The following is a 20366-nucleotide window of genomic DNA, read 5'->3' as shown; positions in this document are numbered from 1 at the left end:
TCAACCCCCTTCGGCCGACCTCATCCGTCCCATCCTCCCGGTGCAGGTGGGCGGGGCCGGGGCCGGGGCCGGCGGCCGCTCCGACTGCGCCGGGCAACGTAGTCGGCCGGCCTCCATATCGGCCCGGCGAAGGCGGTCGCTCGGCCCCGAGCGCGGCTACTCCCCCCACCGCCGTGCACCCGCTCGGACCCGGGGCGCCTGCCCTCAGGACGGGGGTCGCGCGGGCCTTGTGTGAGCGCTCCCAGATAGATCATCATCGGCCCATGACCACTACCTCGCGGGCCTTCGTCCGGCCGTACCAGCCCGATGACCGGGACGCCCTGTTCGACATCTGCGTCCGGACCGCGCACCAGGGCGGCGACTCGCGGCACCTCTACCCCGACCTGGAGCTGCTGCCGAGCATCTTCGCCGCGCCCTACGCCTACCTGGAACCGGAGTTGGCCTTCGTGCTGGACGACGGTGAACGTGCCGTGGGCTACATCGTCGGCACCGCCGACACGCCGCTCTTCGTCGAGCGCTACCGAGCGCAGTGGCTGCCCGGGTTGGCGCTTCGGTACCCGCGCTCCGACCGAACGGCGGAAACCCCCGCCGAGGTGATGGTCGACCTGATGCACCGTCCGGAACGGATGCTGGTAAGGGAGTTGGCCGACCACCCGGCCCACCTCCACATCGACCTGCTGCCCGACCACCAGCGTCGGGGCCACGGACGGGAGCTGATGACGGCGTTCCTGGCGGCGCTGCACGCCCGGGGCGTGCCGCGCGTCCACCTGGGGATGGCCACCGCCAACGCCCCGGCCCGGGCGTTCTACGACCGGCTGGGCTTCCACGAACTCGCCGTCCCGGCCCCGGGCCCGCTGACCTACCTCGGGCGCACGACCGCCGCCTGAACGCCACTGCCGGGAACCCCGGCGAATGACTGGCCATGCCACCTTCAACCGCGCTCCAGCGCTCGAAGAGCTTCCCGTGCCCCTCCACCGTCGCCCTGGACGCGGACGCGCGGGTGCGACCCGACACGCTTCTCCACTCGGAGCGTGCCCATTGCCCGGGGGACAGCATCTTCGGCAAGCCCATCGTCCTCGAACAGCCCATCCCCACAACGCCGCCATCATCCCGCACGAAAGATCACGAGGATGGGCAGCGGTGGCGCCTACATATCTGTCGGGCAGGGGAACCCGTAGGCGCGCTAGCATGCGCCACATGGACGTCGTCATCACCACCCTCGCCGAGCGGCCGCAGTTGGCCACGTCGCTCTGGTTCGCTGACACCTGGCCGGAGTTCATCCTGAACGACCTGGTCGGACGATCGCATTTCGGGCAGATCAGTGAGGTCTTTCCGGAGTTCACTCTGGTGGCGACCGACCCGGACGGCGTGGTTGTGGCCCGCGGCCACAGCGTCCCGTTCGCACTGCACCAGGAAGGGCGCGGCGAGCTGCCGGCGGGCGGGACCAGGTGCTGGTCTGGGCGTTCCGGGACCAGCGGACTGGAACGAGCGTAGACACTGTCAGCGCGATCGACGTCACTGTGCGGGCCGACCAGCTGGGTCATGGTCTCTCCGCGACGATGCTTGCCGCGATGCGTGAGAACGCGCGCTCGCGCGGTTTCGTCGAGCTCGTCGCTCCGGTCCGGCCGACCGGCAAACACCTCGAACCCGGTACCCCGATGCGCGAATACGCGCTGCGCACCCGGGCGGACGGCCTGCCTGCCGACCCCTGGCTGCGGACCCATGTCCGGGCGGGCGGTGTGATCGATTCAATCGCACCGTGTTCCATGACGGTCACCGGGTCCATGGTGCAGTGGCGCGGCTGGACCGGTATGCCCTTCGACATCGAGGGCCCCGTCCTGGTGCCAAGCGGCCTTGTTCCGGCGCACTGTCTTCCGGATCGGGACGTGGTGAGCTACGTCGAGCCGAACGTCTGGATCCGGCACTCCCTCAGCTCAGCTGGACCGACCTGATCGACCCGACGTCGATCTCCACCACGGCCGAGGGCTGGGCAGACCTCCCGCCGATCACGATCACCCGGCCAGTTGTCCATTACTGACTCACGCTCCTAGCCATGCCGAGCCGCGCGGGTGAGTGTGCGTCGCGGAGTAGCGCGCGGGCCAGGCACGGGCGCGGCACCCGGAGGGGTGGCAGCACGATGTCCCCGGCCCGGCGCCCGGCCTACAGTCGGACCATGACCAACGAACGAACCATGAACCTGGTGCTGGTGGCCGTCGGAGCCCTGGCCGGGGCCGCCGTCGCGAAGGAACTGGGCAAGGCCGGCGAGGACCGCACCTGGCACGGGCGGATCCTCGGGCTGCCCTACGACTTCCGGCCGCCCACCCCGGCCAGGGTCCGCGCCGAGTTCTGGGACCCGGACAACGAGACCCTGTTCACGCCCCACAGCTTCGGCATCGGCTACGGGGTCAACCTCGCCCGGCTGCTGCGCCCCGCCCTGACCGAGCGCTCCGAGCATCCCGAGCGCCCCGGCGCCGAGTAGGACGCGGGCGCTCAGCAGGAGGCCGGCGGCGAGCTCAGGTAGCGCTGGATCACCGGGCCGACATCGGCGACCAGTTGGGCCTGGCTCATGGCCACCACCGGCGGCAGTCGCAGCACGTGGCGGCAGAGGGCCAGACCGAGCAACTGGCTGGCGACCAGGCCGGCCCGGCGCTCCGCATCGGCGGGCTCCGCGAAGCGGAGCACCGCCGGCGCGACCTGCTCGCCGAAGACCCGACGGAACCGCACGGCGGTCGCCTCGTCGGTGACGGCCGAGCGCAGCAGGGTGAGCAGGGTGCCGCCGTTGGCGGGGTGCTCCCAGAGGTCCAGGAAGTGCTGGAGCAGCACCTCCCCCAAGGTCTCGGGGTCGGCCGCGCCGAGGTCGGGCAGGCGCAGGTCGATGTCGACGGCGGCGGCGAACAGCCCGTCCTTGCTGCCGTAGTAGCGCATCACCATCGAGGGGTCGATCTCCGCGTCGGCGGCGATCGCCCGGATGGTCGCCTTGGCGAACCCCTCGGCCGCGAACCGCCGTCGGGCGGCCTCCAGAATCGCGGCCCGGGTCGCGTCGGAACGGCGACCGGTCGTGTCGGTACTCATGCCAACAATCGTAGGCCAACGCCCGTTGACTATCCAGCCGGGGCGGGTCTACGGTTGTGCCAACAGGCGTTGGCCCACGGACGTTGGCAGAGGGAGTTCCCATGAACAGCCGACCCACCACCGCACCTTCCAGCACCACCGTCTCCGTTGTGCCGGACTCCGCCTCGGTGGTCGTCGTCGGCGCCGGCCCGGCCGGGCTGTCCGCCGCCGTCGTCCTGGCCGACGCCGGGGTCGACGTCCTGCTGCTCGACCAGCAGGCCGAGGGCGCCAACACCTCCCGGGCCTGCCTGGTCCACGCCCGGACGCTGGAGGTGCTCGCCGAGATCGGCCTCGCCGACGAGCTCTGCGAGCACGGCCTGGTGGTTCCCACCTTCACCCTCAGCAGCGGCGGCCGGACACTGGCCTCGCTCGACTTCGGCGAGCTGCCCACGGCCTACCCGTTCGCCCTGACGGTTCCTCAGGACGTGACCGAGGCCGTGCTGCTGGCCCGGTTCCTGGCCGTCGGCGGCAAGGTCGTCCGCCACTGCCGGGTCACCGGGCACACCGACGACGGCACCGGGGTCACCGTCGGCTACGTCGACGCCGAGGGCGTGTCCGGCACCCTGCGCACCCAGTACCTGATCGGCGCGGACGGGATGCACAGCACCGTTCGCGAACAGGCCGGGATCGGCTTCCTCGGGGACGCCTACGCCAGTTCCTTCGTACTCGCCGATGTCCGGATGGACTGGCCGCTGAGCCGGGACCGGGCGAGCGGGTTCCTCGCCCCGGAGGGCGTGACCGTGGTGGTGCCGCTCCCCGACGGCGGTGCGGACAACCGCTACCGGGTGGTCGGCACCGTCGCCGAGGCCCCGCAGCACCCCGGCGTCGAGGACGTCCGGGCCGTGCTGGAGAGCTGCGGGGTACGGGGCCGGTTCGAGGTCGGCGAGCTGCTGTGGAGCTCCCGCTTCCGGGTGCACCACCGGCTGGCCGAGCACTACCGCTCCGGCAGGGTGCTGCTGGCCGGGGACGCCGCGCACGTCCACAGCCCGGCCGGCGGCCAGGGCATGAACACCGGCATCCAGGACGCGGTGCTGCTGGGCCGGCTGCTGGCGCGGGTACTGGCCGGAGAGCCGGAGCCGGTGCTGGACGCCTACGAGACCACCCGCCGCCCGGTCGCGGAGGAGGTGGTCGCGCTCACCGACCGGATGACCCGGGCGGCCACCCTCCGCAGCCGCCCGGCACGGGCGCTGCGCGACACGGGCATCCGCCTGGCCACCCGGATTCCGGCGGTCCGTCGGAAGGCCGCCCACCAGCTGGCCGAGCTGTCCTTCCGCTGAGCCCCGCTGCCGGGCGGAGCCTCGGACGCTCCGTCAGCGAAGCAGCTGCAGCACCAGCAGGGCCACGGCCCAGGCGCCGAACAGCAGGAACGCGAAGATCCCGGAGGCGTCGCGGCGGCCGGGCACCGCCAGCCGCACCAGGTAGACGGCGCAGCCGGCGCTCAGCACCGCCGCACCGGCCAGGCCCGCCGCCGGAACCGTCGGACCGACCGCGACCAGCACCGCCCCGAGCAGCTCGACCGGGGCGAACACCCTGGTCGCGATCCCGGGCGCGAAGCCGGTGAAGCGCTGGAACAGCGGCAGGTTGCGGCCGGTCCACAGGTTGACCGGAGCCGGCACGAACTCGGCGACGAGCAGCAGCGACAGGATCCAGACGGCTGTGGTCACGCCGGGGTCAGGCCCCGACCGTGCCGTCGACGGCCTCGCGCAGCAGGTCGGCGTGGCCGTTGTGGCGGGCGTACTCGTGGATCAGGTGCAGCATCACCAGGCGGAGCGAGACCTCCTCCTCCCAGCGGGCGCTGTAGCCGGTGACGTCCAGCGACTCGGCGGCCAGCTCGATCCGGCGCGAGTGTTCGACCTCCGCCTCCCAGGCGTCGAAGGCCTCCGCGCGGGTGGCGCCGGTGGCGTCGTACGCCGCCTGGTAGTCGCGCTCGTCCGACCAGACCAGCGGCAGGGTCTCGCCGTTGATGACCATCCGGAACCAGGTCCGCTCGACCTCGGCCATGTGCCGGACCAGCCCGAGCAGCGACAGCGTGGAGGGCGGGGACGCCTGTCGGCGCAGTTCCTCGTCGGAGAGGTCGTCGCACTTCATCGCCAGCGTCGCCCGGTGGTAGTCGAGGAAGCTGCGCAGCATCTCCCGCTCCCCCGCGATGGACGGCGGACCGATGCGTTCGGTGGTCACTGCGGTTCCTCTCGACACTGCCGATCTTGGGCCGTCGGCCAGGATACGGACACCCGCGCCGGCACCACCAGCCATATTCCGGGTGGTCGGACGGACGACGGCGACGGCGACGGCGACGGCGACGGCGACGTCAGCGCGATAATGGCCGCATGTACCAGGAACACGCGGCGCTGTCGGTCCCGGGCGCGGTGGTGTGGACGCAGCAGGTCACGTCGTCGGCCCCGGCCCGGGTGCTGCCGGACGGCTGCATGGACGTGATCTGGAAGGACGGCGAGCTGAGCGTCTCCGGCCCGGACACCACTGCCCTCCTGGTCGCCGGACGGATCGGCGAGTCCTACGCCGGGCTGCGCTTCGCCCCCGGCACGGCCGCCGCCGTCCTCGGCCTGCCGGCCTGGGAGCTGCGGGACCGTCGGGTGCCGCTGGACCAGCTCTGGCCGGGCCGACAGGTCCGCGAACTGGCCGAACGGGTCTCCGAGGCGGAGCACCGGGGCACGGCGCTGGAGTCCCTGGTCCTGCCCCTGCCGGCCGCACCGGACCCGGTGGGCGCTGCCGTGCTCTCCGGACTGCGGCGCGGGCTGCGGGTGGAACAGCTGGCCCAGGAGGCGGCCCTGAGCGAACGACAGCTGCGCCGACGCTGCCTGGACCTGTTCGGCTACGGACCGAAGACCCTGGCCCGGGTGCTGCGGCTGCAGCGCGCCCTCGGCCCGGCCCGCACCGGCATCCCGTTCGTACAGGTCGCCGCCGACGCGGGCTACGCCGACCAGGCCCATCTCGCCCGCGAGGTACGGGCGCTGACCGGCGTGCCGCTGGGTCGGCTGCTGGCCGGCGAGGGCTGAGCCGAGCCGTACTGCGAGCTGCTTGTGAGTTACCTGCGAGTTACTGCGGCAGCGGGGCGAAGAAGTCCACGGCGTTGCCGTCGGGGTCGTGGACGATCGCGTAGCGCATCCCCCAGACCGCGTCCCAGGGCTCCTTGTGCCCGTGGTAGCCGGCGCCCACCAGCTCGGCGTAGACCTTGTCCACATCGGCCGGCTCCTCGCAGGCGAAGGCGAGCGCGGTGCGGTGGCCGCCCTGCGGGGGCGTCCACCCGGGGTCGAAGGAGCGGACCACCTCGACCGTGTCCCAGGCCAGCCGCAGGCCGCCGGGCAGGATCATCTCGACATGCGGTTCGTGCTCCGCCCCCTCCACCAGGTCGAGCCCGAGCCGGCGGTAGAAGGCGAGCGAGGCGGCCATGTCGTCGACGACCAGGCCGATCAGATCAAGTCGGAGCTGAGGAGTCATGGACCCAGGCTAGGCCGCCACCCTGCCCCAGGTCTTGAACGAATCGGACACCGGCCCGCACTCCGCTCACCCCTCGGCGGCCGCCCCGGAGCCCGGGGCGGCCTCAGCCGGCGGTGGGCCAGTCCCAGCCGAGCTGGAGGAACATGCCGAGCCGGTCGGTGACCGCGCGCATCTCGGAGATCTTCCCGTCGGCGATGGTCAGGATCCAGATGGACTCGACAGCGCAGCTGCGCCCGGTCGGCTCGGGCATCCGCGGGTGGTAGCCGGAGTGGAGGGCTCGGATGGTCATCCGGACCACGACCTGGTCGCCGGCGGCTATGAGCTCCTCCGGGATCATGCCGTAGCGCTCGCCGGTGCCCTCCGCGGTCTCCCCGATGTGCTGCCCGAAGGCGATCAGCTGCTGGCGGAAGCCCTCGAAGGCCGCGCCGGGTTCGTCCTCCTCGCCGAAAATGATCTTGTTGTGGTCGATCACGTCCGCCGACATGTACTTCGGCAGATCCTCCACCCGCACCTCGTTGACGGCCTGGAAGAAGTCCAGCACGACCTGCTTGTTGTCCTCGGTACCCATGGTCCCGCCCTCCCCTGATGCATTCTTACGGCGTAAGAACTCCTTGTCGAGTAGAGTGCCCTTACGCCGTAAGAATGTCAAGCCGACAGTGGAGGCCCGGAGAGATGACCGTGAAGCGGAGCAGGGGCGAGCGGGCCGGACTGACCCGGGAGAAGGTCCTGGACGCCGCGCTGGCCCTGGTCGACCAGGAGGGCCCCGGCGCGCTGTCCATGCGCCGGCTGGGCGCGGAGCTCGGCGTCGAGGCGATGACCCTCTACCACTACGTGCCCAACAAGGACGCCCTGCTCGACGGCCTGGTCGAGCGCGTGATCGCGGAGGCCGGCCGGTCCGTCGCCGAGGCCCGGGGCGGCGAGGACGGAACGACTCCCTGGCAGGACGCACTGAGCGGCTACGCCCGGTCGCTGCGGGCCGCCCTGCTGCTGCATCCCGGAACGCTGCCGCTGGTCTCCTCCCGCCCCGCCGCGACCCCGGGCACGCTGACGGCGGTCGAGCGCGGACTGGAGATACTGCGCGGCGCCGACTTCCCGCTGGGGCAGGCACTGCACGCGTTCAACTCGCTCACCCTGTTCGTGGTCGCCCACGCCGCGTCCGAGGTGGACACCGCTCCGGTGAACGAGGGGGGCGGGACCGGGTCGACGGACTTCCTGGCCGGACTCGACCCCGAGGAGCTGCCACTCCTGGTCGAGGCCGCGAACACCGGCGCCGGAACCGACGACGAGGAGCGCTTCACCTTCGGCCTGACCGCGCTGATCAGCGGCTTCGCCGCGGCGCGCGGGCAGTGAGCGGCGGCACTGGGCGGCGGCGCCGAGCGGCGGCGGCCGCACCCGGCGGCTACAGCAACGCCCGCAGGGCCAGCGCGATCTCGTCCATCCGCTCGGCGGTGACGGCCTCGTCCGGGCCCACGCCGAGCAGGCCGAAGACACCGGGTCCGCGCAGCCGCGGCGGCAGGTCCACCTGGCGCGGAACGAGGTGGAAGTGGACATGGGGAAAGCCCTCGGCCTCGGCGAACTGGGCGACATAGGTCTTCGGACAGCCCGTCAGCCGCTCCAGGGCCCGGGAGAGCCGCACCTGCCACAGCCCGAGCCCGGCCGCCTCGGCATCCGTCAGCCCGGCGACGGCGGTGACATGCCTGCGCGGGATCAGCACCAGCCAGCCCGGAAGGGACGTGCCCAGGGCGTGGGCGACCCGCCAGTGGTCGTCACCGGCGATACGCTCCCGCGGCGGCAGCCCGCCCGGGGCGGCCTCATGGGCGCAGGTCCGGCAGGACGGCGCGGTCATCTCCTGGCTTCCTCCGCTAGAGCGTCCGCAGCAGCCCCTCGTCCGGGCCGCGGAGGATCAGTTGGGCGGGCGGGATCTTTCCCACGGCGAGAAAATGATCCTTGATCTTGGCGAGGGCGGCCGGCAGGCCGGTGAGGGTGTCCTCGGGAATCGGCCCCCGCCGCAGCCAGTGGATCGTCAGATTCCAGTTCTTCCCCCGGTCGTTGCGGCGCGGCGCCGTGGGCTCGGCCTCCAGGTCGAGGTCGCCCAGGATGTCGAGGATGACGTTCATGTCCGCACCGTCTATGCGGGTGAAGTTCTCCTCCACCAGAATCTCAGCCATGGCGAGCCCCTACCCCTGTCGCTCCGGAGTCATGTCTGACCTCTGATCAATGGACATGCCGGGTACTGGATCGACAGGCGTCGGGGGCTCGACCGGGTGGCGGCCTCAGAGATCGAGCAGCTTGTTCAGCAGCTTCCGGTACTCCTGGAGCAGCAGGCGCAGTTCCTCGGTGGTCCGGCGGCGGTCGTCGGCGGCGCCGGACCGGCCCTCGGTGTTCCAGCTGTCCCGCAGCTCGGTGCGCAGCTTCTCCAGCTCCGCCGCCACCTGCGCCGCCGTGTGCTGGACCAGGCTGTCCGCCTCGGCCACCGCCTTGTTCGGGTTGTCGACGAAGTCGTGCTGGATCCGCCGCCAGGTACGCCGCAGCGCCTCCGCAGTCCCCTCCTGGAGCAGCGGGTCCGCCCCGGCGGTCCGCGCCGCGGCCGGAACCGGCGGCTTCGCCGGGACCGGCGGCTGCCCGAACGCCGCGTAGGCGTCCGAACGCGCGCCCGGGTCCGGCTCCGAGCCGGCCGAACCCGCCCGCTCCACCGCCGCGTCCGCGCCGTCCTTCGGATCCGTCTGCACCAGGTCCGCCTTCACATCGTCCGCCTTCACCAGGTCCGCCCTTCGCGCCTCCGACCGCACGGCTTCCGACTGCACGGCTTCGGGCTGCACGGCTTCGGGTCGCGCCGTGTCCGCTCCCGTCTCCACCGCGGCCGCGGCCGCGCCGGAATCGTCGGAATCGTCGTCGGCCGGCCCCGGCCGGCGCTGCTGCCGGTTGCGGACCAGTTCGGATATGTCGTCTCCCCGTTCGGGGAATCGGGGGTCGGCCATCATGCCCTCCTGCCGGTGGTGAACCTGGACTGGTGCGCGAGGAGTTCGAAGGAGCCCCGGGCGTGGACGAAGCACTCCCGCAGCTCCTCGGTGGTCGCCTCGCCGCGCCGGGCGCGTCCCGCTGCGTTCCGCGCCCGCCGATAGCCTGCCAGAGCCCGGTTCTGGTAAAGCGTCAGGGCCAGCTCCCGGTCCTCGTCGGGGTAGCCCTGCTCACGCAGCATCGCGTCGAGGAGTTCGTCGGCATCGATCACGGCCTGGGCCGGAGCGTCGACGAAACGCTCCTGCAGCGCGCTCCAGCGGGCCGAGTAGCGCTCCCAGGACACGTCGTCGATCGCCCGGAGGCGGAGTGCGCCGATCCGCCGCTCGCGGCGGATCAGATCGCGCCGGGCCCGTCGGGCGTCGCCGCCGTGGGCGAGCAGCACCCGGTCGTACTCGGGACCGAACCTGGCCTGGAGCCGACGCCGACGCCGACGTGACAGCAGCAGCCCTGCGAGCAGGACCAGCGCGACCGCGCCCAGCCCCGCCGCCGCGGTCCAACCGATCGCCGCTGTCGACATGTCGTCCCCCTCGGGACCGTCACCGGCCCGCTCCGGACTCGCGTCCTCCCGCCCCCGTCGCTTAACGGCTTTCCGGATCGGCCCGGCGCAAACAGCGCGGGCCCCGGCAACGGGGACTTTCGGCCAGCCGCGCTCCGCCCCCGGCACCCCCGACGCCGGCCGACGGAACCGGCCGAACGGCCCGGCGGAACGTGTACCGAGGAAGCCGGTCCGAGTTGGTCCAGACCACTTGACGCGTCATCAACCCGATCACTAGTCTCCGCCTCATCAGCCATGGCGCGGCTGCGTTCAGTCCCTTTCCCCCCGTTGAAAGGCATGCGCGAGCATGAACCGACGCTCCAAGATCGCAACAGCACTCGCCACCATGGCCCTCGGCGCGGTGGTCGCCACCGCCGGCCCCGCCCAGGCCGCCGGCTACACCCTGTACGGCCAGTACTTCTACCAGGACGAGTGCAACTACTTCGGCGCCAACGGTGTCACCAACCACCAGTGGACGGCCTACTACTGCACCTGGACGCCGATCACCGGCTCCCCTGGCTCCGGCATCAACGGCGTGGCCGACCTCTACGTGAACTGACCCGTCCCGCCCCGAACGGCCCGATCCGGGCTGCTTCAGGCTGCCCGGACGGCCGCTCGCCGGCAGACCTCTCGGCCGGCCGACCGTTCACCCCACGACGGCAGCAGATCTCGGCGCGTCCCCGGACGCGGAGCGCCACCGCCCCCGCGGACGGCGAGATTCAGCATGCCGCCCCGCCAGGGGGCAGCCGGTCCCGGTCACCGCGAGCCCGATCAACTCGCGCTGCCCGCGACCGGCCCCGGCCGCCCGGAAGTCCCCGGGCACCGCCGGCCGCCCCACGGTTCGCTCGCCCCAGCTCTGACCCACCGTCACCGTCGAGTGACAGCTGCGACGTCGACCGCCTCGACGACCGGCGTCAGCACTCGCCGGTGCCCGTCCCCGCCCCCGAGAAGGAGGAACCAGGACCATGACCCGACGCACCAGGATCGCCACCGCCCTCTCCGCCCTGGCACTCGGCGCGGTCGTCGCGACCGCCTCGCCCGCCCTGGCCGACGCCGCGCCCCCCGCGCCGGCCCCCGGCTACACCCTGAACTCGGAGTCCTTCTACCAGGAGATCTGCCAGGCCCACGGCCTGGCCGGCGAGTCGGCCCACGAGTGGACCGACTACTACTGCGTGTGGATCCCGATGAGCAACCCCGACACCGGCTCCGGCATCCTGGGAACGGCTTACCTCTACGTCAACTGACGCGACGTCGGACACCGGTCGGCCGACCCGCGGACCGGTTCCGGACCCCTTCCCCGGCCGCGGAGCGCCACCGCGGCCGGACGGCGGGGCCGGAACCGGCGCCGGGCGGCCGGCCGGAGAGCTCGAAGGGCCCTGCCATCCCCTCGATGGCAGGGCCCTTCCGCCGGGTCGGCCGACCGGCGCCGGCGCACCGTCGTTGATCACCGGCTCTCCGAACAGACTGCGGCAACTCCATGGTCATCGTCTTGCATAAATGCGACAGACCCGGTTCGGGAAACGGCGGAGAATGTGTACTGACGGACACCCACGGGTCCGGCCGGACTAGGGTTGACGACAGAGGGTCACCCACCAGTGGAGGAAGCGACTGTGTCTTCGTCGGGATCGGCAGTCCCCGGTGCCCGCACCTCGCTGCTCGTCCCCGGTGACACGGAGAGCAGCGTGGCCCAGCGGCGCCCCGTCGACGCCCGCCTCAACGGCTACGTCCTGGGCTACCGCGGCTTCCGGCTGGGCCCGATGGTCGGGCAGTGGCCCCGGACCCGACTGGTGGCACCGGACGGCACGGTGAAGCTGATGTTCGGCTTCGGCGCCCCGGTGCGGATGGTGGACCTGGTCGACCCCGGCCGAAGTCTCACGGCGGTGTCCGTGGTCGGACCGGTGAGCCTGACCGCCGTGGTCGGACGGCACACGGGCCGGGTCCACGGGCTGGTCACCACGCTCACCCCGATGGGGGCCTACCGGTTGTTCGGTGTGCCCATGCACGAGTGGTCGGAGCTGCGGCTCGCGCCCTCCGAACTGCTCGGTCCCGGGCTGCGCTCGCTGGACGACCGCCTGGCCCAGTGCCCGACCTGGGAGGACCGGTTCCGACTGCTGGACCGGCTGTTCACCGCCCGGATCCTGGACGGCCCGGTGGTCGACCGCGAGGTGGAGTGGGTCTGGCGGGAGCTGCAGCGCAGCGGCGGACGGATCCCGATCCACGAGCTGGCCGCCTCGGCCAACTGGAGCCGTCGGCACCTGGAGCGGCGCTTCCGCGAGCAGGTCGGCCGCTCCCCCAAGGAGATCGCCCAGATCCGCCGGATCCAGCAGGCGCTGGACTGGAAGGACGCGGGTCTGCCGCTCGCGCAGATCGCGGCCCGGTCCGGGTTCCACGACCAGTCGCACTTCACCCGGGTCTTCAAGGCCGCCATGGGCTTCACCCCGCGGCAGCTGCCGGAGGGCATGGTCGACTGGTCCCCGCACACCCTGCTGGAGGCCGTTCCCGAGGGGCGGCAGGGCCGTCGCCGGGAGCCGGTCCCGGCCTGACTCCGACCGTGCCACCGCATCACCCGCAACTCCGGCGCCTCGCTCCCCCGCCGCACCACGGACCGGCGCAGACCCGTAGAAGTACCCGACGCAGCACCTGTCGCAGCGGACCCGCGCGCGCTAGTATCTTCTGGAAGGCCCTGCCACATCCCCCCGATGGCAGGGCCTTCCTGTCGTACCGCCAGTCCGAACGCGGTCCCCACGGCCGTGGCGTTCCGCCGTCGGCCTCGGCACCACGGGGGCGGCACCGGACCGGCCCGCACCCATGATCGGGGAACCGCGCATGACCTCCCAGCTCCGCATCGGCGTCCTCGGCGCCGCCCGCATCGCGCCCTCGGCCCTGATCCGGCCGGCCGAGCGGGTCCCGGAGGCCGTGGTCACCGCCGTCGCGGCGCGCGACCCCGAGCGCGCCCGGGCCTTCGCGGTGAAGCACCGGATCCCGGTCGTCCATGCCTCCTACCAGGACCTGCTCGACGACAAGGAGATCGACGCGGTCTACAACCCGCTCCCCAACGCCCTGCACGCGGAGTGGACGCTGCGGGCGCTGGAGGCCGGCAAGCACGTGCTCTGCGAGAAGCCGTTCACCGCCAACGCGGCCGAGGCCGCCACCGTGGCCGCGGCGGCGAAGGCGTCCGGGCTGGTGGTGATGGAGGCGTTCCACTACCGCTACCACCCGTTGGCCGAGCGGATGCGCGAGATCGTGGCCGGTGGCGAGCTGGGCGGGCTGCGCTCGGTGGAGGTCTCCATGTGCTTCCCGCTGCCGCTCTTCGGCGACATCCGCTACCGCTACGACCTGGGCGGCGGCGCGCTGATGGACGGCGGCTGCTACGCCCTGCACTGCCTGCGGCTGCTGGGCCAGGGCACCCCGGAGGTGCTGAGCGCGCGGGCCACGCTGCGCAGCCCGGACATCGACCGGGCGATGACCGCCGAGCTGCGCTTCCCCGGCGGGGCGAGCGGCCGGATCACCGCCTCGATGTGGTCGCACCGGCTGCTGGACTTCACCGCCCGGGTCGTCGGCGAGAGCGGCGAGCTGAGGATCACCAACTACCTGGCGCCGCACATCTGGAACCGGCTCACCGTCAGAACCCCGGCCGGCACCCGCCGGGAACGGGTGCACGGCGGCCCGACCTACGGCTACCAGCTGCGCGCCTTCACCGAGGCGGTGCTGCACGGCGGCCCGGTGCTGACCCCGGCCGAGGACGCCGTGGTCACCATGGGCCTGATCGACGACATCTACCGGGCCGCCGGGATGCGGCCGCGCGGCGAGACCCCCACCCCCCAGGTCTAGCCGGCCCGGTCGGAGCCGGCACGGCGGGGCTCAGGCCAGTCCCTGGTGCTCCGGGTGCGGGCCGTTCTCGTCCAGGTGCCAGTGCAGGTCGCGGAGGCCGGCCTCCAGCGAGAGCCGGGTGATCACCTGCTCCAGCGCCTGGGTGACGTCGCCGCTGACCGCGACCGTGGCCTGGAGGCTGGTGCAGTCCGCCTGCTCCCGGCGGGCCCGCAGACCGGTCGGGGTCAGTCCGGAGGAGGTCAGCGCCTGCAGCAGCAGCGCCCTGATGTGGGTCTCCGAGCGGCGGTCACACTCCAGGTGGACGGTGGCGTGGACCTGGGAGTCGGGGTCGGTGCCGGCGGCGGGCGCGTGGTCGAGCAGCCGTCCGGCGGGTCGCAGCACCACGTGGATGGCGAGCACCGCGAGCGTCCCGAGGACGGCGAAGGCGAGCTGGCCGGAGGCGGCCAGGACACCGACGGCGGCGGAGCACCAGAGCGTCGCGGCGGTGTTGAGGCCACGGACGCCGGCCCCGTCGCGGAGGATCACCCCGCCGCCGAGGAAGCCGATGCCGGAGACCACGTAGGAGGCGACCCGGGTGGGGCTGCCGATGTCGTGGACGGCGACGCTGTAGAGCACGAACAGCGTGGCGCCGGCCGCCACCAGCGCGTTGGTGCGCAGGCCGGCCATCCGGGCCCGCCACTGGCGTTCGACGCCGATCAGGGCGCCGCAGCCGACGCCGGTGGCCAGGCGGAGCAGGAATTCGGTGGTGGTCAGGGCGTGCACGGCGGCACCTCCTCGTCGGGGGTCGGACGGTGGTCAGGGGTGGAACGGCGGTGGGGACGCCGGGCGATCCTGATGATGGCCAGGATCGCCGCCGCCGCGAGGGAGGCGCGCAGGGCTAGCGTCTGCCGACCGGGGACGCGGACGGGCATGGGTGCTGCGGCCGCTCACGGCCCGGACCGCTCCGACGGCAATCCATGTCTCTCGCCTCCCTCTGGTCGGGAACGCACCGGTGGCGTCCGAACCGCAGGGGGAACGCCAGGAGGGCAGAGCACTCCCGGCACACCCCAACTCGTCAGAGCTTTGGCACTCCACGGCGTAGCGCGAGCCCCCGAAGGGTCCGCATGCGCAGCCACTTGGCCTCAACCCTTAGGTCGGGAAGAGGTGTCCTGATCCGGAGCGTCTCTCGACGGGTGGGATCAGTGGCCTGTGTCCGTGAAGACGCCTCACCGAACGAGGTGTCTTGTCTCAGCAACACGCCCATGATGCCCAACCGCCGCACACCCGTCAATCCGGATATAACGGTCCCATCCGGCGACGGGGTGTGACGTTGCGTCAGGAGGACTCGCCCGCCCCGCCCGCAGCCGCGTCGGCGACGGCCGCCGGGTCCAGGCCGAGCTTCTCCGCGATCCGGGCCAGCAGGGCCTCCTGCGCCGCCAACTGGAGCTGCACCGAGGCCACCTCGTGCAGGGTCGCACTGGCGTCCTCGAAGGTCGCCTCCGAACGCTTGTCGGCGGCCGCCGCCTGGACGTTCTGGCCGACCATGATCACCGACAGCAGCACCAGCTGGAGGAAGGTCTGGGCCACCCAGGAGACCACCGCCGCCAACCCGGCCTTGATCGCGTCAGGCAGGCTGATCAGGTCGAAGAGCGCGAAGGCGTAGGCGCACCACATGCTGCCGACGGCCTGGGTGACGATGAGCGCCACCCTGGTGTTGAAGCGGGTGATCGCGCTGTCGCGCGGCATCTGGTCGACGACCTTGACCGGACCCCGGGCCTTGCGGTCGGCGATGCGCGGATGCGGGACACGGTGGGACGTCGACATGAGCTGACTCTCCGTCATGAGAATTGCGGCGCTTACCATGCGGTGGGGAGACCCCGGCGTCATCCTGCCACCCCCGGCAGGGGCTGCTGGTCGCCGGGAGCGCCCCCGTAGTCGACCGGAGTGGGCAGGCTGGAACAGATGCTCTCGTCGCCGCTCCGGCTCTCCGCGCCCACGCTCGGCGAGGCGGAACCGACGGCACTGGAACTCGGCCCGGGCGTGGGCGTGTTGGTGAGATTGGCCGGCGCGTTGCCACCGAGCACCAGGGTCAGCCGCTGGACGCCGGGGTCCGCCCGGAGCACCGCCCCGGGGATGTCCGCCGCCAGCGCCCCGGCCTCCGCCGCCTGTCCCGCCGGGTACGTGATCTCGGTGGTCGGATTGGAGCCGGGGACGTCGCCGCCGACGGTCGCCCGCACACCCTGGGCGTCGAGCGCGGCCACCGCGTTGGCGGCCAGCCCGGGCGTCCCGGTGCCGTCGTCGACCGTGACCTCGACCGCCGACAGCGGCACCCCGGTCGGGGAGGTCGAGGGCGAGGGCGAAGCCGCGGGCGCCGCCCCGGCCCCGGGGTCGGACCCGGCCGTCGTCCCGAAGGCGGTGGCGGCGGCCGAGCCCGGCAGCGGCTCGTCCGCCCGCAGGTCGTTCCAGACCTGGGCGAAGTCCTGCCCCGGGACCACCCGGTTCCGGTCCAGCGGGTCGAACTCGTAGGGCGCGGTGATGTACTGCATGTACCGGGAGTTGAGGTCCTTGACGCTCCCGACCAGCGACACCATGGCCGTCGGCGAGTCCAGTCCGCTGTCCACCGTCAGATTGGCGGCGACGTCGCTCGCGATCCGGAACAGGGTGACCGGGTCGGTCAGCGTCCCGTTGCTGCTGAGCTTCCGGAACAGCGAGGAGGTGAACATCTGCTGCATCCGGATCCGGCCCAGGTCGGTGCCGTCACCGATGCCGTGCCGGTCCCGGACGAACTCCAGCGCCTGGGGGCCGCTGACCGTGTGCACGCCGGGGCCCAGCACCAGACCGCTGTAGTCCGGGTCGTTGATCCCGGGCGGGGGCACGCACACCTGCACTCCGCCGACGTCGTCGGTCAGCTGCTGGAAGGCGTTGAAGTCGATCTCGACGAAGTGGTCGACCCGGATCCCGGTCGTCTCCTCCACCGTCGCCACCGCGCAGCTCGGCCCGCCGAGGCTCATCGCCGCGTCGAACATGTCGCCGTCCGAGCCGGGGACCAGGGTGGCGCTGGTCCGGTTCCCGATGCCGATCCGGGCGTTGCACTGGGGCCTGGGCACGATCAGGTCGCGCGGGATCGAGGCCACCACCGACCACCGCCGGTCGGCGCTCAGGTGCACCAGCATCGCGGTGTCCGAGAGGTTGGTGCCGTTCTTGGAGGAGTTGCCGAGATTGACGCCGTGCTGGCCGTCCCGGGTCTGCGAGCCCAGGACCAGGATGTTCAGCGGGGTCTGGCCCTCGGCGTTGGGCTTCGACGCGGCCGGACGGTGGGTGAGCCCGGAGAGGCTGATCGACTGGATCCGGCCGAAGATCCGCTCGTAGCCGTAGGCCCCCAGACCGACGGCCACCACCAGCACCCCGGCCGCACCCACGCCGACGATCTTCAACCGGCGCCGCCGCCGGGCCGCCCGGGCCTCGCTGCGCCCGCTGCCGCCGCCTGCCGAACCCGCCGCAGCGCCCGCAGCGCCCTCGTCGGCGCCGTCCTCGCGAGCCTCGCCGGCCCCCGGGCCGCCATCAGCCACCATGCTCCCCGTCGCTCCCTCTGCGCACCCGCCGCTATTTGCATGGTTGCGCAATGTAGCAACTGTATGCGGATCGCCCGGGCGCCCCGACCGGGAGCGCCCCGCGGCGCCGTGCGCAGTCGTCCGACCGGCCTAGTCCGGGGACAGACCCGGCAGGCCGCTGTCTTCCCCCACCGGTACCGGCTTTTCCCCGCCCCGCCCTCATCCCCTGGGACGAGCCCCCGGAACCAGCCCTGGCTCCGGCTCGGGGACAAGCTCAACCCGTGGGGCGACGTGGCACACGAATGGTCTGGTTATGGTTCTCGGGTGAACTGGATCCTTCCGTGAACGCGGCCCTGCTGGCCGTGAACCCGACGAGCGGCTCCTCGCTGCTCTCCTCCTTCGGAGCACTCGCCGTCCTCGTCGTCACCTTCATGGAGTCGGGTCTACTGGTCGTCGGATTCTTCGTGCCGGGCGACACCCTGCTCTTCCCGGCCGGAGTCTTCTGCGCCACCGAGGTGACCAAGGGGCCGCAGTTGACGCTGTGGCAGGTGCTGCTCTGTGCGGCGGTGGGCTCGCTGGCCGGCACCCAGTTCAGCTACTACCTGGGCCGACGGGGCGGCCAGGCCGCGCTGACGCAGATGAACAGCCGCAAGCTGAAGGCGGTCCTGGCCCGCAGCGAGGAGATGCTCTCCCGCTACGGCTACCGCAAGGCGATCGTCATCAGCCGCTTCGTGCCGATGGTGCGCAGCGTCCTCGGCCCGGCGGCCGGGATGCTCCAGGTCCCGGTGCGGACCTTCACCCTGTGGCAGGTGGTCGGCGGGCTGGCCTGGACGCAGAGCCTGGTGCTGGCCGGGTTCTGGCTGGGCGCGGCGGTCCCCGGCGTGGAGAACTACCTGCTGCCGCTGGTGGGCACGGTGGTGCTGGTGTCCATGCTTCCGGCCCTGCTGCAGCGCCGCCGCCCCCGACCGCAGTCCGGCCCGCAGGGGCCGTCGGACCCGGCCCCGGACAGGACCGGGGCCGACACCTCCGGGGCCGACACGCCCGGGGCCGACACACCGCCGACGGAGCAGCCCGGCCCCGGCGACGCGCGCCGGTAGCGCGCCGCCGGGGCCGGGTCGGCCGACGGCTCAGTCCGCCAGCACCTCGGCGACCAGTTGCCGGGCCTCGTCCTGGACCCGGGTCAGGTGGTCCGGGCCGAGGAAGCTCTCCGCGTAGATCTTGTAGACGTCCTCGGTGCCGGAGGGGCGCGCCGCGAACCAGGCGTTCTCGGTGCAGACCTTGAGCCCGCCGATGGCCGCGCCGTTGCCGGGCGCGCGGGTGAGCACCGCCGTGACCGGCTCGCCGGCCAGGTCGCCGGCGGGTACCCGTTCGGGCGAGAGCGCCGCCAGGACGGCCTTCTGCTCGCGGGTGGCCGGGGCGTCGACCCGGGCGTAGGCGGGGTCCCCGAAGCGCGCGGTCAGCGCGGTGTAGTGCTGGGACGGGCTCTGCCCGGTCACCGCGATGATCTCGGAGGCCAGCAGCGCCAGCAGGATGCCGTCCTTGTCGGTGGTCCAGGGGCTGCCGTCACGGCGCAGGAACGAGGCCCCGGCGGACTCCTCCCCGCCGAAGGCGACCTCGCCGCCGAGCAGCCCGTCGACGAACCACTTGAAGCCGACCGGGACCTCGACCAGTTTCCGGCCCAGGTCGGCGGCGACCCGGTCGATCATCGAGGAGGAGACCAGGGTCTTGCCGATCCCGGCCGCCGGGGACCAGTCCTGACGGTGGGTGAAGAGGTAGGAGAGGGCGACGGCCAGGTAGTGGTTGGGGTTCATCAGCCCGGCGTCGGGGGTGACGATGCCGTGCCGGTCCGCGTCGGCGTCGTTGCCGGTGGCGATCTGGTAGTCGGCGCGCCGCTCGATGAGCGAGGCCATCGCGTAGGGCGAGGAGCAGTCCATCCGGATCTTCCCGTCCCAGTCCAGGGTCATGAAGCGCCAGGTGGGGTCGGTCTCCGGGTTCACCACGGTGAGGTCGAGCCGGTGCTCCTCGGCGATCCGCCCCCAGTAGCCGACGGAGGCTCCGCCGAGCGGGTCGGCGCCGATCCTGACCCCGGCCGAGCGGACGGCGTCCAGGTCGACGACGGACGGCAGGGCGGCGCTGTAGGCGCCGAGGAAGTCGTACCTGCCGGTGGTGTCGGCGGCCAGGGCACGGCTGTAGGGGACCCGCCGGACCTCGGCGCCGCCCTTCTCCAGGATCGCGTTGGCCCGGTCCTGGATCCAGCCGGTCGCGGCCCCGTCCGCCGGGCCGCCGTGCGGCGGGTTGTACTTGAAGCCGCCGTCGGCGGGCGGGTTGTGCGAGGGGGTGACCACGATCCCGTCGGCCAGGCCGGGGCCGTCGGTGCGCCCCCGGTTGTGGGCGAGGATCGCCAGCGAGACGGAGGGGGTGGGCGTGTAGCCGTCCTCGGTGTCGAGCAGCACGGTGACGCCGTTGGCGGCGAGGACCTCCAGCGCGGTGGCGCGCGCGGGCTCGGACAGGGCGTGCGGGTCGATGCCGAGGAACAGCGGGCCGGTCGTGCCCCGGGCGGCGCGGTACTCGCAGATCGCCTGGCTGGTCGCGGCGATGTGGTCCTCGTTGAAGGCGGTGGCCGAGGCGGATCCCCGATGGCCGGAGGTGCCGAAGGCGACCCGTTGGGCGGGGTCGGCCGGGTCGGGGGTGAGGGTGTAGTAGTCGGTCACCAGTCTGGCGATGTCGACCAGGTCACTGGGTCGCGCCGGCTGTCCTGCTCGCGGATGCACCATCATCGCTCCTCGGGAGGGCCTGATTTGTGCTCATGCTACGGCCTCGAACTGACGCCCGGGTCTCACCGCAGGGTGCGGCGGGGCCGGGGCGCCGCCCGGCGCACGACAGCC

23 protein-coding genes, 1 pseudogene and 1 riboswitch are annotated in these 20366 nt (G+C 72.6%); of the genes and pseudogenes, 11 read left to right on the top strand and 13 right to left on the bottom strand.

Going from position 1 to position 20366, the window contains the following annotated elements; all coding sequences use genetic code 11:
* Positions 1-263 precede the first annotated feature (263 nt).
* From BS75_RS37240 to BS75_RS37230, 3 genes and pseudogenes are all read left to right on the top strand, one after another.
* Positions 264-887 (top strand): GNAT family N-acetyltransferase, encoded by a 624-nt coding sequence (locus tag BS75_RS37240; protein ID WP_034091375.1) that lies wholly within the window; start codon positions 264-266, stop codon positions 885-887.
* Between the two features lie 310 nt (positions 888-1197).
* Positions 1198-1952 (top strand): annotated as a pseudogene (locus tag BS75_RS43665) (N-acetyltransferase).
* A gap of 221 nt (positions 1953-2173) precedes the next feature.
* The gene (locus BS75_RS37230; RefSeq protein WP_034094550.1) at positions 2174-2479 is read left to right on the top strand and encodes a DUF5808 domain-containing protein; all 306 of its coding nucleotides are present in this window, start codon (positions 2174-2176) and stop codon (positions 2477-2479) included.
* Between the two features lie 11 nt (positions 2480-2490).
* Here BS75_RS37230 and BS75_RS37225 read toward each other — a convergent pair whose 3' ends face one another.
* Positions 2491-3072 (bottom strand): TetR/AcrR family transcriptional regulator, encoded by a 582-nt coding sequence (locus BS75_RS37225; protein WP_034091374.1) that lies wholly within the window; start codon positions 3070-3072, stop codon positions 2491-2493.
* A gap of 101 nt (positions 3073-3173) precedes the next feature.
* On the opposite strand from BS75_RS37225, the gene BS75_RS37220 reads away from it, so the two are divergent.
* Positions 3174-4388 carry an FAD-dependent oxidoreductase gene (locus tag BS75_RS37220; protein ID WP_081983006.1) on the top strand — a complete coding sequence of 405 codons (1215 nt, stop codon included), beginning with the start codon at positions 3174-3176 and terminating at the stop codon, positions 4386-4388.
* Between the two features lie 33 nt (positions 4389-4421).
* On the opposite strand, the gene BS75_RS37215 is transcribed toward BS75_RS37220, so the two are convergent.
* Together BS75_RS37215 and BS75_RS37210 are read right to left on the bottom strand one after the other, a co-directional pair.
* Entirely contained in the window at positions 4422-4775 is a 354-nt protein-coding gene (locus tag BS75_RS37215) for a hypothetical protein (protein ID WP_034091373.1), read from the bottom strand.
* Between the two features lie 7 nt (positions 4776-4782).
* Positions 4783-5289 carry a DinB family protein gene (locus BS75_RS37210; RefSeq protein WP_034091372.1) on the bottom strand — a complete coding sequence of 169 codons (507 nt, stop codon included), beginning with the start codon at positions 5287-5289 and terminating at the stop codon, positions 4783-4785.
* Between the two features lie 149 nt (positions 5290-5438).
* On the opposite strand from BS75_RS37210, the gene BS75_RS37205 reads away from it, so the two are divergent.
* Complete coding sequence (locus BS75_RS37205; RefSeq protein WP_034091371.1) at positions 5439-6125, top strand: helix-turn-helix transcriptional regulator; 687 nt, start codon at positions 5439-5441, stop codon at positions 6123-6125.
* A 40-nt stretch (positions 6126-6165) separates the two neighbouring features.
* On the opposite strand, the gene BS75_RS37200 is transcribed toward BS75_RS37205, so the two are convergent.
* The gene (locus tag BS75_RS37200) at positions 6166-6567 is read right to left on the bottom strand and encodes a VOC family protein (protein ID WP_034091370.1); all 402 of its coding nucleotides are present in this window, start codon (positions 6565-6567) and stop codon (positions 6166-6168) included.
* Between the two features lie 103 nt (positions 6568-6670).
* A complete protein-coding gene (locus BS75_RS37195; RefSeq protein WP_034091369.1) occupies positions 6671-7135 on the bottom strand; it encodes an ester cyclase in 465 nt (154 codons plus the stop codon).
* 104 nt (positions 7136-7239) lie between these two features.
* Here BS75_RS37195 and BS75_RS37190 point away from each other — a divergent pair, with 104 nt between their 5' ends.
* Positions 7240-7917: a TetR/AcrR family transcriptional regulator C-terminal domain-containing protein gene (locus BS75_RS37190; RefSeq protein WP_034091368.1), complete on the top strand. Its 678-nt coding sequence runs from the start codon at positions 7240-7242 to the stop codon at positions 7915-7917.
* A gap of 49 nt (positions 7918-7966) precedes the next feature.
* Here the strand turns inward: BS75_RS37190 and BS75_RS37185 are convergent, their stop codons facing one another.
* The 4 genes from BS75_RS37185 to BS75_RS37170 all read right to left on the bottom strand — a co-directional run bounded on the left by BS75_RS37185 (position 7967) and on the right by BS75_RS37170 (position 10102).
* On the bottom strand, positions 7967-8413 hold the full coding sequence (locus BS75_RS37185) for an HIT family protein (protein ID WP_034091367.1): 447 nt from the start codon (positions 8411-8413) through the stop codon (positions 7967-7969).
* Between the two features lie 16 nt (positions 8414-8429).
* Positions 8430-8735 (bottom strand): hypothetical protein, encoded by a 306-nt coding sequence (locus BS75_RS37180; RefSeq protein ID WP_034091366.1) that lies wholly within the window; start codon positions 8733-8735, stop codon positions 8430-8432.
* A 105-nt stretch (positions 8736-8840) separates the two neighbouring features.
* A complete protein-coding gene (locus BS75_RS45220; RefSeq protein ID WP_052070184.1) occupies positions 8841-9545 on the bottom strand; it encodes a hypothetical protein in 705 nt (234 codons plus the stop codon).
* Positions 9545-10102, bottom strand: a complete 558-nt coding sequence (locus BS75_RS37170; protein ID WP_034094547.1) for a hypothetical protein — start codon at positions 10100-10102, stop codon at positions 9545-9547. The genes BS75_RS45220 and BS75_RS37170 overlap by 1 nt, the downstream gene beginning before the upstream one ends.
* 325 nt (positions 10103-10427) lie before the next feature.
* On the opposite strand from BS75_RS37170, the gene BS75_RS37165 reads away from it, so the two are divergent.
* The 4 genes from BS75_RS37165 to BS75_RS37150 all read left to right on the top strand — a co-directional run bounded on the left by BS75_RS37165 (position 10428) and on the right by BS75_RS37150 (position 13951).
* A complete protein-coding gene (locus BS75_RS37165; protein WP_034091365.1) occupies positions 10428-10679 on the top strand; it encodes a hypothetical protein in 252 nt (83 codons plus the stop codon).
* 406 nt (positions 10680-11085) lie between these two features.
* A complete protein-coding gene (locus BS75_RS37160; protein WP_034091364.1) occupies positions 11086-11364 on the top strand; it encodes a hypothetical protein in 279 nt (92 codons plus the stop codon).
* 366 nt (positions 11365-11730) lie between these two features.
* The gene (locus BS75_RS37155; RefSeq protein WP_152645828.1) at positions 11731-12663 is read left to right on the top strand and encodes a helix-turn-helix transcriptional regulator; all 933 of its coding nucleotides are present in this window, start codon (positions 11731-11733) and stop codon (positions 12661-12663) included.
* A gap of 283 nt (positions 12664-12946) precedes the next feature.
* Entirely contained in the window at positions 12947-13951 is a 1005-nt protein-coding gene (locus BS75_RS37150) for a Gfo/Idh/MocA family protein (RefSeq protein ID WP_034091363.1), read from the top strand.
* 30 nt (positions 13952-13981) lie between these two features.
* Here the strand turns inward: BS75_RS37150 and BS75_RS37145 are convergent, their stop codons facing one another.
* The 3 genes from BS75_RS37145 to BS75_RS45210 all read right to left on the bottom strand — a co-directional run bounded on the left by BS75_RS37145 (position 13982) and on the right by BS75_RS45210 (position 17502).
* Positions 13982-14713, bottom strand: a complete 732-nt coding sequence (locus tag BS75_RS37145) for an MgtC/SapB family protein (protein ID WP_034091362.1) — start codon at positions 14711-14713, stop codon at positions 13982-13984.
* Between the two features lie 276 nt (positions 14714-14989).
* Positions 14990-15175, bottom strand: a riboswitch (M-box (ykoK) riboswitch).
* A 90-nt stretch (positions 15176-15265) separates the two neighbouring features.
* The gene (locus BS75_RS45215) at positions 15266-15754 is read right to left on the bottom strand and encodes a DUF1003 domain-containing protein (protein WP_052070182.1); all 489 of its coding nucleotides are present in this window, start codon (positions 15752-15754) and stop codon (positions 15266-15268) included.
* Between the two features lie 59 nt (positions 15755-15813).
* Positions 15814-17502, bottom strand: a complete 1689-nt coding sequence (locus BS75_RS45210) for an LCP family protein (RefSeq protein ID WP_052070179.1) — start codon at positions 17500-17502, stop codon at positions 15814-15816.
* A gap of 320 nt (positions 17503-17822) precedes the next feature.
* On the opposite strand from BS75_RS45210, the gene BS75_RS37130 reads away from it, so the two are divergent.
* Positions 17823-18578, top strand: a complete 756-nt coding sequence (locus BS75_RS37130; RefSeq protein WP_063771485.1) for a DedA family protein — start codon at positions 17823-17825, stop codon at positions 18576-18578.
* Positions 18579-18608: 30 nt separating this feature from the next.
* On the opposite strand, the gene pgm is transcribed toward BS75_RS37130, so the two are convergent.
* Positions 18609-20255, bottom strand: a complete 1647-nt coding sequence (pgm, locus tag BS75_RS37125) for a phosphoglucomutase (alpha-D-glucose-1,6-bisphosphate-dependent) (RefSeq protein WP_034094542.1) — start codon at positions 20253-20255, stop codon at positions 18609-18611.
* Between the last annotated feature and the right edge of the window lie 111 nt (positions 20256-20366).

It is taken from the genome of Streptacidiphilus albus JL83 (genome assembly GCF_000744705.1).
Taxonomy (GTDB): Bacteria; Actinomycetota; Actinomycetes; order Streptomycetales; family Streptomycetaceae; genus Streptacidiphilus; species Streptacidiphilus albus.
The sequence above is the reverse complement of the archived record's forward strand: the minus strand, read 5'-3'. Positions and strand labels throughout refer to the sequence as shown.